Origin of the sequence: Hymenobacter terrenus (genome assembly GCF_000972495.1) — a bacterium.
Taxonomy (GTDB): domain Bacteria; phylum Bacteroidota; class Bacteroidia; order Cytophagales; family Hymenobacteraceae; genus Hymenobacter; species Hymenobacter terrenus.
Genome location: NZ_LATM01000037.1, coordinates 23,089 through 38,099, shown reverse-complemented (window position 1 = coordinate 38,099; position 15,011 = coordinate 23,089). Strand labels below are relative to the sequence as shown.

The following is a 15,011-nucleotide window of genomic DNA, read 5'->3' as shown; positions in this document are numbered from 1 at the left end:
CCGGCTGAAGGAGCCGTTCGGAGTTGCTACGCGCACATAAGCGAGGTATTCACTGCTCTGGCTGGTGCCTTGGCTGACGCAACCAGCTGCTGGGCCGCCGGGGGGCGGGGGCGGCGTGGCGGCCGTCACGTTGAGGCTATAGTCTTCCGTCTCGCCGGCAGCATAAGTGCCACAGCCCGTAGTCGTGTTAACCGAGCTCATGATGACGCGCAGGCGGGCCTTGCCGAGTTTAGCAGTAGCGGGCACGGTGAAGGTGGCCGTAAAATTGGCGTCGGTGGTCGAGGTGCTGGAGTTGACCAGCTCGCTGGCGTCGAGGGTGCCGTTCTGGTCCCAGTCGGCGTAGATGCTCCAGTACTCGGTGCGTGCCCCAGTGGGCAAGCCGGCGCTCAGGGTGATGGTTTGGGTGCTACCGGCGGTGGCGCTGCTGGTACTGGCCGTGCCGTCATAGTAGCCGCCATCGGCGCCCGACGAGCGGGTGATGGCGCCAATGGACACGTAATCGATGTGCTCATTAGCCTGGCTGGTGCCTTGGCTGGGGCAGGTCACAACGGGCGGTGGCGGTGTGGCGGCCGTCACGTTAACGCTGTAGTCTTCGGTTTCGCCGGCGGCATAGGCGCCACAGCTGGCGGTGGCGCTGGCCGCGCTCAATACCACGCGCAAGCGGGTCTTGCCGAGTTTAGCGTTGGTTGGCACTGTGAAGTTGGCCGAGCGGGTTGCGTTGCTGCTGCTGGCGGGGGCCGAAACAATGGCTTCGTTGGCATCGGTAAACACGTTGTTCTGGTTCCAGTCGGCGTACACTTTCACGTACTCATCGCGCACGGTACCCGAAAAGCCCGCCGCGAAGTTGATGGTCTGGCTGCTGCCGGCTGCAATGTTGGTGCTGGTAGCCGTGCCATCGTAGTAGCCACCATCGGCGCCCGATGAGCGATTGATGCTACCCAACTGGACCAACGCCAGCCACTCCTGGCTTACGCTCGTGCCGTTGCTGGTGCAATAGCCCGTGGCAGGTGGGGGAGGGGTGACGGGGCCCGTGCCGGGGCAACTAGCCGCCAAGCAGGTAGTGGCATTGAGGGCGTTAATGATGCGCTGCCGGGGCTGTGGGCCAAAGCCATTGGCGAAGTTGACACCCACCGAGGTCTGGTGGCAGTAGCTCATGACAGTGCCGCCGGCCGCCGGCCGGGACCCTTCGGCCGAGGCGCAGCCTCCGGTCGGGACGCAGCTATCAATGGCCGTGTTGTTGCCGTTCCAGGCACACGAGTGCGTGTGGGTCGAGCCAAAGACGTGGCCCTGCTCGTGAGTTATCACGTTCACACTCCAGGAGTAAGTAGGCAAATTGCTATAGTTGGCGTAAATGCCGCTGTAAGCGTACCGGTACGGCGTCTGGCAGACGCCGTTCACCCAGGCTACCCCCGAGCTTCCCAAGCTAATCAGGTGGGCCACGTCTCCGTTGAAAGAAGTCCGGGCTCTTCCGAAGTTGTCTAAGCTTCGACCGTACGGGTCTTGCGTGTCCCAAACGAAAATCTCCGACAAGGTGACGCCGATACCGTCGTTGTCGTAAATGAGTTTGGACTGGTTAAACAAACCACTCAGGTAGTTCACGACGTTGGCCGTGTTACTGCCCTTGTTAGTGTACAACTCGTAGGCCGCTTCCCAATACAGTCGTACGCACTTACTCGCCGTTGTGCGAGCGGCATTTGGGGAATTGAAAGGGTCGGGTTCCTGACGGAGTTGCTTCAGCCCATCTGATTTGCATTCAAAATCGAACTTTTGCTTAAGATTCTTATCGTTATACAAAACGTATTGGTTACCTGCCTCACCTATCCGGCCTAGTACGCGGTTGCCCCGTGCATCGGCCACCAAGCCCATCACGTCGTTATCATATACGCTGATGGCAACAATGGATTGGTCGTCGCCCTTGATGATGCCCCGGTAATGGATGCCTGGAGTTTTGATGGACGTTTTCCCGCTGGAAGTAGACACGGAAAAGCCTTCAGCAAAAGGGTTTACTTGGTAGAGCTGCAAATCGAGCGCCCCTTGTTCGGTGGGCAGGCGCAGCGACAGGTTGGTTGGGCGCTGAGCTAACAATTGCTCCTGGCTGGCCGGCTGTAGTTCCAGGATGCTGGCTTCCGAAACAGCTTCGCTGATGGCCCGCATCTGCGTATCCTTCGTCTTGGTATTCAGGGTGAACAGGTCGTTGGCTGCGGTGAAGACAGCCTTCCCACGTTGGCGGCTAGCCACTTCACGCGCAATGGGCTTCAGCTCCGGCTGTGCCCAGGCGGGAGCAACCGATAGCAGGGTGAGAAATAAGAGGATACAGTTTTTCATTTGTAAGAAAAGATTGATTTGGTGAATGGATAATGATTATCTCTTAGTAGAAGCTTTTCAGTATCAGCTTCGAAAAGTGTCCGAGATGGGAATGAGACGTGAATTATGGCGTGGCCAGTTCCCATTCTGTGTCTGAATCACTTAAGAATTCCCAGTGATTGTTGTCGGTCTCCGTACTGTGAGGGCAAGCTTGTTCTTGCTCTACACATCGGGTGTGCTCCCAATAGTTATTTTAGTGGCGATTATATAGGACTAGAGGACTAGCTTGCGTCGCTTCTAGCCGTCCGGGCGGCTAAGTGTTTCGTCGTCTCTCTTGAAAGAGGTACACCGTTCCTAACACTATCCATAGAAATTTTTTCCATAAAGCGTGAATAGTAGAATGGATTGAAAAACAAAGGATTATTAGCTTCTGCAAAGATTGCCCTCGGAGTGGCTGTGCCCAAACGCATGGCCCTATTTAGTGATGAACGGGAAAGAAACATGGTCCAACGAACCAAAAACAGTGACCACCTCCAAATGGCATTTTATTAATGCTAGACAAAATTTAGCACTGCCCTAAGCATCGGTCGCGTCTCACAGCCCAAGGGTCAGGGGAGCCGGGCGCTCCCACCAGGCAACCTTAGCCTCAGCCCCAACGAGTTGCTTTCAACCCTCCTCCCGCTGATTTCTACCGTCATTAAGCCCCCGCCGACCGAGTGAGATAGTCCATCTGTACATTTTCTGCGTTAATTGCCTTCATGGATGCCACCATTCCATTCCGGTGGGCATCATTGCTACAACCATCCGTCCGCGCTGTTCCCGCTCCCTATGGAAGACCTGCTCACTCCCGAACTTGAAGCCCTTCGCTATATCCGCTACGAAGCCCAGGACCGCATCGGCTACATTACCCTCAACCGCCCCGACAAGCGTAACGCTCTGAATGCCGATGTAGTAACCGAGCTGAAGCACGCTTTCGAGTTCGCCGAAAACGATGAGACCGTTAAGGTTATCGTGCTGCGTGCGGCCGGTGATGTATTCTGCGCCGGCGCCGATCTAGCTTACATTCAGGACTTGCAAGGCTTCGGCTACACCGATAATCTGGAAGACAGCACCCATCTCATGCAGCTCTTCCACCAGATTTACACACTCAAAAAGGTGGTTATCGGCCAAGTGCAGGGCCACGCCCTCGCCGGTGGCTGCGGCCTGGCGGCCATCTGCGACCTCACCTTTGCTGTACACGAGGCTAAGTTTGGCTATACCGAGGTGAAAATAGGTTTCCTGCCCGCTATTGTCAGCGTGTTTTTGCTGCGCAAAATTGGCGAGGCCCGCACCAAGCAACTCCTGCTCAGCGGGGACCCCGTCTCGGCCCAGGCGGCCTTGGATATGGGGCTTATTACCTTCTTGGTTTCGAAAGAAGAATTGGCCACTACCGTACACGAGTACGCCCAGCGCCTGTGCCGCGAAAATTCGGCCCAGAGCATGGAGGTGACCAAGGAGATGCTGGCCCGCCTGCCCGAACTCGCCCTGGAAGAAAGCCTGCGCTACGCCGCCCAGAGCAACGCCGAAGCCCGCGGTTCGGAGGACTGCCGCCGTGGCATTGCCGCTTTCCTCAACAAGGAAAAGATAGGCTGGTAGCGCAGAAATCCGTTTCTTAGTAGCCCAGAAGAGAAAAACGCCGTTCCATTCCCCTGTATCATGGGGGGCGGGACGGCGTTTTGACTTCCTATTCAAACAACCTTTTTCCCGTTGTGGTTACTTCCGCATGACAGCATTGACCGCTCTTGGCATCACCCTCGCCACCTTCGGATTCATGGAATTTTGGGCGTGGTTCATGCACAAGTTTGTGCAGCATGGCCCGCTCTGGTTTCTGCACCGCTCGCACCATGTGCGCCACCCGCACCCCGTGGAACGCAACGACCTGTTTTTCCTGATCTACGGGGGCATTTCGGCCGCCCTTGTTATCACTGGTGAGGATGGTGCCCGCTGGTGGTTTTGGGTAGGCGTGGGCATCGCGGCCTACGGCACTGTATACTTTTTTGTCCATGACGTGTTAATCCACGGACGGTTACGCTTCTGGAAAAAATCGCAAAACACCTACCTGAGAGCCCTCAATATGGCGCACAAAACCCATCATAAAACCACCGGCCGCGATGGCTCGGCCGAATTTGGCCTGCTGTGGGTATCACCTAAGTATTTGCAATTGGCCAAAAAACAATTGCGCAATAGAAGGGATAAAATTCAAAGTGCTTAGAAAACAATTTGCCTATCCATGCCTTTGCTATTGTCGCACCCTCAACATTCTCTGGGTATGAATGTTGAGCTTTATCATTATAGATTTCAACCCTCAGCTTAAACGCTGGCAGGAGGCGTCAGACTAAACTTTATCTAATTAATTCAAATTATCAGCTTTTACAAATCTAAATCCTTTATTTAGATGGTTTTAACTAATTCAAATGGGCCATTTCTCCATCAGTGCCTTAGAGCAGCTTTCAGGCATTAAGGCGCACACCATTCGGATGTGGGAACAGCGCTATGGCCTGCTGCGTCCGGTGCGCACTACTACCAACATCCGCATGTATTGCGACGACGACCTGCGTCGGTTGCTCAACGTGACCACGCTGTGTGGTCGGGGTCAGCGGATTTCGCAGGTTGCCCGCCTCAGCGATGCCGAAATGACCGAAGCCGTGATGGCCTGCTGCGACGATGCCCACGACTACCACCGCCAGGTAAACTCCCTGCTAACCGCCATGCTTAGCTTCGACGAGCCCCGCCTCCGCCAGTTGCTAAACGATGCCGTCCACCACCTGGGCTTCGAAAACACGATGCTGCGAGTTGCCTACCCGCTTCTTCAGCGCATTGGACTGATGTGGATGGCCGGTACCGTCGACGTGGCCCAGGAGCATATGCTGGCCCACTTACTGCGCCAAAAAATTCTGGCCGCTACCGATGCTCTGCCCAGCGTGCCCATGACGGCCCGCCGCTGGCTCCTGTTTCTTCCCGCCGATGAGCTGCACGAACTGGGCCTGCTGTTCATGAACTACTTATTGCGGGCGCGTGGCCAGCACACCCTTTACCTGGGCCAAAGCATGCCCACCTCTGGTATGGCCGAGGTCGGGCCCTCGTATCGTCCCGATGCCGTTGTCACAGTGCTCACTACCCAGCCCGAGCGCGGCCGCGTGGCCGAATATGCCCGCGAAATCAAGGCCCTGTTCCCCCGGGCGTTGCTGGTGCTCTACGGCTCCCTCGCCCGGCAGGAAGGTCTGGAATTACCCAGCAATTGCGTCTCGCCAGAACTCATGACTGATTTTATGGCGCTGATAGCGGCAAAGGAAAGAGGGCCCATGGCGGCATAATGGCTTGATTTATCGCGAAGTGAATTCAGGAAATGGAAGCCTTCTTCATGGAATGATAACACGAGGCCCGGATGAATCAGTGAGTGGAATGCTCGTCCCGATGTACCTTGCCGCGTTCGCACGGGATTAGTAGGCGTACCGAACAAGATAGTTTCCATCGGGACCATCCCATTTGGCCAGGGCCTCGTATATTTGTTTAACAATTGGCCACGAAAAGCTAAACAGCATGACTTCGCTAGAATTCACCTCGCAAGTGCAGAAGATTTCGCTCACCCTCCGGCCCGCCGCCATGAATTTGACGCGAGACGCTGATGATGCCAAGGATTTAGTGCAGGAAACCCTCCTCAAGGCCCTGCTCAACAAAGACAAGTTTAAAGCCGGTACCAACCTGAAGGCGTGGTTGTATACCATCATGCGCAACACCTTCATCAACAACTACAACAAGATTACCAAGCGTAGCTCCAACATCGATTCGACGGAGTATTTTCAGTATTTCAACACCGACCAGAACTACATTACCCACAACGGCGCCACGTCGGACTTTGTGGTGCGCGACATCAACGAGGCCATCGCTGGCCTGGGCACCGACTACCGCACGCCATTCATGATGTATTACATCGGCTATAAGTACATGGAGATTGCCGAAAAGCTGCAAATCCCCATTGGTACCGTCAAAAACCGCATCCACATTGCCCGCAAGGAGTTGAAATCAGCCCTGCACGTGTACGCTCCGGTAGGTGCCTCGGCTGGTGGTGATGTAGTGGAGGACTAGATTCTAGTAGAAAAGATTAAACGCCCGCCGCTTTCTGTCTGGAAGTGGCGGGCGTTTTTCTGTTGTGGCAATTCTCCAGAACGTCAGGCTGTGTACAGGGAATTTGCATCCGTAGGCTTCACAGACTTGCTAGTGTGCGGACTATTTACCATAAAATTAGTTCTGTAGAAGGTAGGAATAGATAATAGCTCTTTATTTGAATGCTAGCTTTGCTATTGTCCGATGCCCTTAGGGGATACTGCAACGATATGCGGGGCGAAACAAAGTCATCGTCGGGATTGTAGCTTGCAGCACCTACTCCTCTTTGTTGTTCTGTTGAGTTCTTCTCCCGCATCTCCCTCGGCTATTGTTATTGGCGCAGGCTTCGCCGGTCTGGCTGCAGCCACCACGCTGGCCCAGGCCGGCTGGCGCGTCACCATCCTCGAAAAAAACGAAGGCCCCGGCGGGAGGGCGCGGGTGTTCCGGGCCGAGGGCTTCACCTTCGATATGGGCCCTAGCTGGTATTGGATGCCCGATGTGTTCGAGAAATACTTCGCTCGTTTCGGCAAGAAAGTATCCGACTACTATCAGCTGGAGCGTCTCGACCCGTCGTACCAGGTCATTTTTCGGGGGCCGGAAGCCGTGGACATCCCGGCAAAAATGAGTGAACTGCGGGCGCTGTTCGAACGCTACGAGCCCGGCAGTGCTGCTCGTCTCGACGAGTTTCTAAAGCAGGCAGCTTACAAGTATGAAGTAGGCATCAATCGCCTGGTGTACGCGCCCAGCCGCTCCGTATTTGAGTTTGCCGACCCCAAATTGCTCGTTGATATGGTGCGTATGGACGTGCTGCAAAGCATGCACAAGCACGTGCGCCGCTTCTTCAAAGAACCGCGCCTACTGGAGTTGGTAGAGTTTCCCATCCTGTTTCTGGGGGCCACTTCGGAGAACACGCCCGCGCTGTACTCATTGATGAATTACGCCGATTTGGCGCTGGGCACCTGGTACCCGAAAGGCGGCATGCACAAGATTGTGGAAGGCATGGTGCATCTGGCCGAGGAGTTGGGCGTGGAAATCAAGTGCGGCGAGGAGGTGACAGAAATCGTAGTCGAAAACGGCCGTAGCACCGGCGTGCGCACCGCCACGGGCTTTTTCGCCGCCGATGCCGTGGTGGCTGGGGCCGACTACCACCACGTCGAGCAGGAGATACTAAAGCCGGAATATCGGCATTACGACGCCAAATATTGGGATTCGCGGACCATGGCGCCGTCGTCGCTGCTATTTTACCTGGGTATCAATAAAAAGCTGGACAAGCTGCGCCACCACAACCTCTTCTTTGACGAAGACCTGAACCAGCATGCCCGCGAGATTTACGAGCAGCCGCAGTGGCCCACCAAGCCGCTGTACTACGCCTCAGTGCCCAGCAAAACCGACCCTACGGTAGCTCCCGAAGGTCAGGAAAACCTGTTCCTGCTCATCCCCGTGGCCCCCAACCTGCCCGACGACGATGCTACCCGTGAACGGTACTACAACCTACTCATGGATCGGCTGGAGCGCCATTGTGGTCACAGCATCCGTGACGCGGTGGTGTTCAAGCGCAGTTACGCCCACCGCGACTTCCAGGCCGACTACCACAGTTTTAAGGGCAATGCCTACGGATTAGCGAACACGCTGAGGCAAACGGCCATTCTAAAGCCCACGCTAAAAAGCAAAAAGGTCAGTAATTTGTACTTCACCGGTCAGCTTACCGTACCCGGTCCCGGCGTGCCGCCCTCGCTGATTTCGGGCCAGGTAGTAGCCGGCGAAGTGCTGAAAGAGAATTCTGAATTCTGAGTGATGGATTAATTAAGTTGGTTAGGCTAACTCGTAATTCATAACTATATAATTCATAAATCATAACTCAATTAAGTGAACCACGTTCAACTATTCACTGATACTAGCCTAGCTTGTAGCAAGCTCATTACGGGCCGCTACAGCACTTCCTTCACCCTTGGTATCCGCACGCTCGACAAGAAGTTGCACTTGCCTGTGTATGCCGTGTATGGGTTTGTGCGCTGGGCCGATGAGATAGTGGATACCTTTCACAGCCACGACAAGGCGGCGCTGCTGGCTGATTTCCGCCGCCAGACGTACGAGGCCCTCGAAACCGGCCTCAGCTTCAATCCGGTGCTGCATTCATTCCAGCACGTGGTGCGCCAATACGGCATCGACCACGAGTTTATTGAGGCCTTTTTGCACAGCATGGCCCTCGATTTGGAAGACCAGAGCTACCACCCGGACTTATATCAGGAGTACATCTACGGCTCGGCCGAGGTGGTGGGGCTTATGTGCCTGCGTATTTTCTGCGACGGCGACACTGCCATGTTTGAGCGGCTGCGGGAGCCGGCCCGGCGATTGGGGTCAGCGTTTCAGAAAGTGAATTTTCTACGGGATATCCGTTCCGATTACGAGGAGCGGGGCCGCGTCTATTTTCCCGGCGTAGTGTATCAACACTTCAACGACGCAACCAAAGGCGAGATTGAAGCTGATATCAAAGCCGATTTTGAGGCGGCTTACGCGGGGATTGTGCAATTGCCGCGCTCGGCTAAGCTGGGGGTATACCTGGCGTATGTATACTACCTGAAGCTCTTTTACAAGATAAAAAAGCTGCCGGCTGCCCGTATTCTCGGTGAGCGAGTGCGGGTGCCCGATAATACCAAGCTACTGTTGCTGCTGGGGTCGTATTTCCGCTATCGCTTGTCTATGATTTAGATAAACGGCACCAGTTATTCATAGTCGCGGCCACTGGCAGGCGTTTTGCTGAAGGGCAAAAACACGATTTATGATAGTGCTGAGCTTAGTTTTGCGGCTATGAATTGTTTTACGAAGTGGGGGTGTTACGTTGTGCTGCTTCCGGTGGTGTGCGGCTTTGGGCCGCCGGACCGGTCGAAAGAGCAGGCTGTCCCCATCTTTTCTGTTAGTTCTTTTTTCCTTCCCAACGTGTCGTCACCTTATCATCCCGCCACCCTCCGCCGCCATTACGAGCAAGCTGCCGCCGACAAAACCGCTGGCGAGAAATTCTACAAGCTACTGGCCGACTACAAGGACCGCGACGCGCTGGTGCTGGGCTACAAAGGGGCCGCCGAGGCTATTCGGGCCCGCGATGCGTCGATGTTCAACAAGTTGACTTACGTGCAGGACGCAGCCCGCACTTTCGAGCAAGCTGTGAGCCTCGACCCGAAAAACCCTGAAATTCGTTTTCTACGCTTTTCCGTAGAGAGCAACCTGCCCGCCTTTCTGGGCCTGAGCAAGCACGTGGACGAAGACAGGGAAATGCTGCTGAACGCGGCCCTCACTCATCCCAAATCGGGCCTCGACGCGGAAGCATTCCGCACAGTGCGCAATTTTCTGGTCGACCGCGGCCACGTGAGCGACGAGCAGGCCCAGCGCTTGAGTAAAGTAGCTGAGTAGTGCCCGCTACCGGAGCCGGCCGTGCCTTCTGCCACTGGGAAACTGAATGAAGCTAGCCTTACGTATTTTAGGCCGGCCGGCTCGTGTTTCGTAACCTTGCGGGCAAGTTGTTGGTTATTCAGGCCTATGCCGAAACTGTCGCTCAGCGTTCGAATCGACCCTAACTCCGGCTTCTGCTTTGGCGTGATTTACGCCATCCAAATGGCCGAAGACCTACTTGATGAGCAAGGCTACCTCTACTGCCTGGGCGACATCGTGCACAACGATGAAGAAGTACAGCGCCTGGAAGCCCGTGGCCTGCGCATCATCTGCCACGACCAGTTGGCTACGCTGCGCGACGAAGCTGTGCTCATCCGGGCTCATGGTGAGCCGCCAGCCACTTACCAAATGGCCCTGGAAAATAATCTGACCCTTATTGATGCCAGTTGTCCGGTAGTGCTCAAGCTGCAAAACCGCATCAAAACCAGCTATGACAAGCAGGAGAAAATCTTCATTTACGGCAAGCATGGGCACGCCGAAGTACTTGGCTTGCTAGGCCAGACTAGCGGCAACGCCGTGGTTTTTGAAAACCTCGACGAGCTGCTTGGCCACGAGCTGCCGGAAAACATCACTCTTTATAGCCAAACTACCAAAAGTACCAACAGCTTTTACCGCATTAAGGACGAACTAGAAGGCCGTGGCCATCAAGTGAATGCTAACGACACCATCTGCCGGCAGGTGAGCAACCGCGACAAAGACCTGCGGCGCTTCGCGGCCCAATTCGATCAGATTGTATTCGTATCGGGTACCAAAAGCTCTAATGGTAAGGTGTTGTATCAGGTATGCTTGGAAACGAACCCGCAGACGCACTTCATTTCCAACGTGGGCGAAATTCAGCCCGAGTGGTTTCGGCTGGGGCAGTCGGTGGGCATTTGCGGGGCAACCAGCACTCCCATGTGGCTGATGGAGCAGGTACGAGAGCGGCTGCTAAGTTTATAAAAATACCCCAACCACACTGCCATGCAAATAACCGACTTGCCTTTTAGCGTAACTAATTGGGCCGACGTGGTAGGAGAGGAGCACCCTGGCATCACAGGCGTCGCCACCTGGCGCGTCCGGCAGTTCGGGCCCGTGCGCGTGCGTATGGTTGACTATAGCCCCGATTACCTAGCGGACCATTGGTGCCAGAAGGGCCATTTTCTGCTGGTGGTGGCCGGCCGGCTAGAAACTGAACTGGTCGATGGCCGGCACTTCACCCTCACGGCCGGCATGAGCTACCAAGTAGCTGATGGGGCCGAGGCGCACCGGAGTAGCACAGTTGGTGGGGCCTCGCTTTTCATTGTTGATTGATGTCTGCGGCAATTCATCCATACCCATCTGCGGCGGCTACTCGCCGATTGGCTCCCGCGCCGCTAGGGGCTAAGGGTGTGGCCGTGGCGTTGCTAGTGATAGCGAGCTGGACAGGGCTGCTCATTTTTCTTCTAGGTTATTACCGGCCCGATTGGCGCAGCCCGGCACCTTACCTGCTGCTGCTACTCCAAACTCACCTCTACACCGGTCTGTTTATCACGGCCCACGACGCCATGCACGGGCTGGTGAGTGCCGATAAGCGCCTCAATAATGCCATCGGTACGCTTGCTGCCGGTTTGTTTGCCTACAACTGGTTTCCCGGGCAGCTGCCCAAACACCACGCTCATCACCGCCATGTCGGTACGTCGGACGACCCGGACTACCACGATGGCCGCCACCCCGGTTTCTTCCCCTGGTTCCTCCGCTTTGCCTGGAACTACGTGACTTGGTGGCAGGTACTGCTGATGGCCGTGACCTACAACGTACTCAAGCTGTATTTCCCCCAGGCTAATGTCATTGCTTTCTGGATGGTGCCGGCCGTGTTGGGTACGCTACAGCTATTCTTTTTTGGTACTTATGTGCCGCACCGGGGCGAGCATGCTTCCGATAACCCGCACAAGTCGCGTAGCCAGTTTCGTCATCACCTGTGGGCTTTCGTGAGCTGTTACTTTTTCGGGTACCACTACGAGCATCACGACCAGCCTTACCTGCCGTGGTGGCGGCTGTGGCGGGCAAAATAGGAGCGCCGATGTAACGGATTGTCGCGGATTACAACCGATTTTCTGTGGTTCCGCACGAGCATCGTTTACGTGGCGTATCTGCCAACATCACAAAAAAGAGGCGCCCCAATGAGGCGCCTCTTTTATTAAGGAACAACTATTTCGGCGTGTGCGGAACCACAGAAAATTCGTTGTAATCCGCAACAATCCGTTAAATCGGCGGTCTAGTGCACCGCGTTGGTTTTCTTGCAGCAATCGGGCAGGCGGTTGTAGGCGCGAGCATCGGCTGTCACATCATCGGCGTCGTAGCCGGTCTTCTGTACGGCGGTACGCAGGGCGGCGGGGCTGGTTTTGTCGGGGCGATAGTTTACGGTGAGGACCTGGCTAGGCACATCGAGCACGGCGCTTTGCACCCCTTTCTCATAAGCCAGGCTTTTTTCGATGCGAGCCTTACACATGTCGCACACGGCGGAGGTTTTGAATTGGGCCGTGACCACGTCACCCGCTTTGGCGGATGCTGTCGGTGTGGTTGGCTTGGTTTGAGCCTGGGCACTGAGCGAGAAGTTCAGCAAGGCAAACAGCGGAAGCACGAGGAGGAATTTCATAGTTAAGAGTGAAGAATTCAGGTTGATGGCAACAACAAATTTGCGGCCGAAAAAGGAGAAGGTAACAAGTGGGCTGGCTGCTACTCGATGCGGTAGCGCAGGCCGGCGTAAGTGAGGCGGCCGTACACGGGGCCCCAGACCATGGCCGCGTCAAACGTGGGCCCGAACGGATTAGCTGCGCCATCGATGGGATTGGGCTGGCGGTAATTAGTTAGGTTTTCGACGCCCGTATACACTTCCAGACGTTTGAAGGCCCGGGTGATCTGGGCATTGAGCAGGGCGTAGCGGGGTACCGTTTCGGGAATGTACTCTTCTCCCGAGCTGTGGTCGTGCATGTTGGTGACGTGTGCCACCGGCCGCTTCCCAAACCATTGCACCGTGAAATCACCCCGCCATTTATCGAATGCGCTGGCGTAGCCCAGGTTCACGAAGGCCCGGTGAGCCGGCGTGAGGGGCTTGGGGAGCACAACGTTGTCGTAAGTGGTGCGCACGTCGAGGTACTTATAAGCGCCTTTCACTTGCAGACCCTTCATGGGCTCGATTTGCAGCTCGCCCTGCAAGCTGCGAGCGTAGGACCGTCCTCCTGGCAGCAAGTTGTCAATGATAATGGAACGGGCTGCCGTGTACATATCGGCCACCACCTGGTTCTGGAATTCGGTGTGGTAGTAGTCGACGATGAACGTAGCCGGGCGGCCCAGCAATGTGAAGTACTGCGTAGCGCTGCCTCCCATGTTCCAAGCCCGCTCGGGCCGTAGGTTAGGGGCAATAACGAAATCCCGGGAGCTGGCCAGCATGGCAGCATTGTCAGCAATGGGGTTGGCCACGCGGAAGCCCCGGCCGGCAGCGACGCGCAATACCGTATTCTTGGCTGCATCATACTTCACGTTCAGGCGGGGTGTCACCTGCCAGCCATACAGGTTGTGGCGGTCGGCTCGCAAGCCGGCCACTACGGTGAGGTTGCGGCTGTTCTGGTAAGTATACTCGGCAAAGGCGCCCGGCACCAGCTCACGGCGGCCGCGGTGTTCACGGGCATAAACATCAGCCGGTGTGTCGAGACTATAGCTGCGGCCGTCGCTAAACAGCTCGTCGTAGTCGTCGTAGATGAGGCTCAGGCCGGTGCGGTACACATGGGCCGTATTCCCAATCACGCTCTGAAACAACAGCGTAGCCAGGCCCGTTTGCTGGGTGCCGTCGTAGCGCCGGGAAGTGCGCTGCGTGATGCGGCTGGGCGGCAGGCCGGTTTCATAACCGAAGGAGTAGCGAGAATTAAAGTCGTGGTTGGTGCTGCTCAGTAGCAGACCCAGGCTCTGGAACGGCCGCGTGGGCCAAGTGTACGACGTTTTAGCGTAGCCCGTGTAGCGGGTAGTGGCCTGCGTGGTCCCGTAGTGCTGCAAATAAGCCCCATCGCCGGCATCTCGGAACCCAACCTGGCCGCCCTGGCGGGTTTCACGCAGGGCTCCTAGGCCTATCTCGCTCACAATACCCTTCCCGGAAATGTATTTCCACTTATTAAAGGCGTTGAACTGCGTGGCCAGCGGCAAGTCCAGAAAGCCGTCTTTGTTACGGTCAACCCGGTTGCCCAGGTGGTCGGAGTGCAATAGCAGCACGCTGCTCCATTTCGGGCTAATACGGACCGAGGTATTGAGATTGATATCAAATTTACCCAAGTCGTTGCCATAAATATTGAACAACAGCTGGTCAGTCTTATCGGGCTCCTTCAGCTTCACGTTCACTTGGCCCGAAATGGCCTCGTAGCCATTCACCACCGAGCCCGTGCCCTTGATGATTTCAATGTTCTCAATCCACGGCCCGGCCAGGTAGCCCAGGCGGTAGGGGGCGGCCAGCCCGCGCAGGGCTGGCTGATTGTCCACGGTCAGCAGTGAGTAGCTGCCATCAAGCCCAAGCAGTTGAATTTGCTTGGCTCCGGACACGGCGTCTGACGTCGTTACTTCTACCGAGGCGTTGGTCTCGAAGCTCTCGGCCAGGTTGCAGCAAGCCGATTTGGTCAGGTCGCGAGCCGAAATCACCTGCACGTTGGCCGGCGTGAGGGCGGAGTAGGCGGGGCCGCGGGCCGTCACGGTTACTTCGCTCAGTTCTTGGCCGCTCCGCAGGGCCACGCGTAGATAAGGCGCGCCGGTGGCAGGTACCACTAGTGTATCGGCGCGGTAGCCGAGGGCCTGCACCACCAGGCGCGAAGCTGCCCGGGCGGGCCGGGTTAGCATAAACTGTCCTCCCGCATCGGTTGTAGCCGTGGTTGTTGGCGCATCGGCATCGGATGCATCCGGCAGCCAGCGCAGCACGGCGCCGGGTAGGGGAGTGGCTTTGCCAGCCTCCGTCACCTCGCCCCGCACCGGCGCAATGACCGCTGACTGGGCACGGGCCGCCCCGGCCCGTAGTCCCGCCAAGAGGGCAAAAAAGGCAAACAGCGGGAGTTTCCCGCGAGTAGGTTTCATATCGTCTGTAAGTTAGGTATTTCTGAAATATCGCCGTGTTAAATTCCGGC

Annotated in this window: 13 protein-coding genes; 10 read left to right on the top strand and 3 right to left on the bottom strand. The window is 56.3% G+C overall.

Translation table 11 applies throughout. From position 1 onward, the window contains the following. A partial coding sequence (locus WX88_RS28265; RefSeq protein ID WP_052733049.1) for a GEVED domain-containing protein occupies positions 1–2,325 on the bottom strand: 2,325 nt, incomplete at its 3' end. Between the two features lie 807 nt (positions 2,326–3,132). On the opposite strand from WX88_RS28265, the gene WX88_RS23985 reads away from it, so the two are divergent. The 10 genes from WX88_RS23985 to WX88_RS23940 all read left to right on the top strand — a co-directional run bounded on the left by WX88_RS23985 (position 3,133) and on the right by WX88_RS23940 (position 11,924). After that, the gene (locus WX88_RS23985) at positions 3,133–3,939 is read left to right on the top strand and encodes an enoyl-CoA hydratase/isomerase family protein (RefSeq protein ID WP_046246964.1); all 807 of its coding nucleotides are present in this window, start codon (positions 3,133–3,135) and stop codon (positions 3,937–3,939) included. Between the two features lie 127 nt (positions 3,940–4,066). After that, positions 4,067–4,555: a sterol desaturase family protein gene (locus WX88_RS23980; protein WP_046246963.1), complete on the top strand. Its 489-nt coding sequence runs from the start codon at positions 4,067–4,069 to the stop codon at positions 4,553–4,555. Between the two features lie 202 nt (positions 4,556–4,757). Then, positions 4,758–5,657, top strand: a complete 900-nt coding sequence (locus WX88_RS23975) for a MerR family transcriptional regulator (protein ID WP_046246962.1) — start codon at positions 4,758–4,760, stop codon at positions 5,655–5,657. A gap of 226 nt (positions 5,658–5,883) precedes the next feature. Then, a complete protein-coding gene (locus WX88_RS23970) occupies positions 5,884–6,429 on the top strand; it encodes an RNA polymerase sigma factor (RefSeq protein ID WP_046246961.1) in 546 nt (181 codons plus the stop codon). Between the two features lie 315 nt (positions 6,430–6,744). Next, a complete protein-coding gene (locus WX88_RS23965) occupies positions 6,745–8,238 on the top strand; it encodes a phytoene desaturase family protein (protein WP_231590781.1) in 1,494 nt (497 codons plus the stop codon). A 75-nt stretch (positions 8,239–8,313) separates the two neighbouring features. After that, positions 8,314–9,156: a phytoene/squalene synthase family protein gene (locus WX88_RS23960; RefSeq protein WP_046246960.1), complete on the top strand. Its 843-nt coding sequence runs from the start codon at positions 8,314–8,316 to the stop codon at positions 9,154–9,156. A 228-nt stretch (positions 9,157–9,384) separates the two neighbouring features. Continuing rightward, a complete protein-coding gene (locus WX88_RS28260) occupies positions 9,385–9,855 on the top strand; it encodes a hypothetical protein (protein WP_052733048.1) in 471 nt (156 codons plus the stop codon). 126 nt (positions 9,856–9,981) lie between these two features. Then, complete coding sequence (locus WX88_RS23950) at positions 9,982–10,833, top strand: 4-hydroxy-3-methylbut-2-enyl diphosphate reductase (protein ID WP_197076919.1); 852 nt, start codon at positions 9,982–9,984, stop codon at positions 10,831–10,833. A 21-nt stretch (positions 10,834–10,854) separates the two neighbouring features. Next, positions 10,855–11,184 (top strand): DHCW motif cupin fold protein, encoded by a 330-nt coding sequence (locus WX88_RS23945; protein ID WP_046246959.1) that lies wholly within the window; start codon positions 10,855–10,857, stop codon positions 11,182–11,184. Then, positions 11,184–11,924 carry a fatty acid desaturase gene (locus tag WX88_RS23940; RefSeq protein ID WP_082116277.1) on the top strand — a complete coding sequence of 247 codons (741 nt, stop codon included), beginning with the start codon at positions 11,184–11,186 and terminating at the stop codon, positions 11,922–11,924. Before WX88_RS23945 ends, WX88_RS23940 begins: the two co-directional genes overlap by 1 nt. A gap of 203 nt (positions 11,925–12,127) precedes the next feature. Here the strand turns inward: WX88_RS23940 and WX88_RS23935 are convergent, their stop codons facing one another. Then, complete coding sequence (locus WX88_RS23935) at positions 12,128–12,508, bottom strand: heavy-metal-associated domain-containing protein (RefSeq protein WP_082116276.1); 381 nt, start codon at positions 12,506–12,508, stop codon at positions 12,128–12,130. A gap of 80 nt (positions 12,509–12,588) precedes the next feature. After that, positions 12,589–14,961 (bottom strand): TonB-dependent receptor plug domain-containing protein, encoded by a 2,373-nt coding sequence (locus WX88_RS23930; protein ID WP_046246957.1) that lies wholly within the window; start codon positions 14,959–14,961, stop codon positions 12,589–12,591. Positions 14,962–15,011 lie beyond the last annotated feature (50 nt).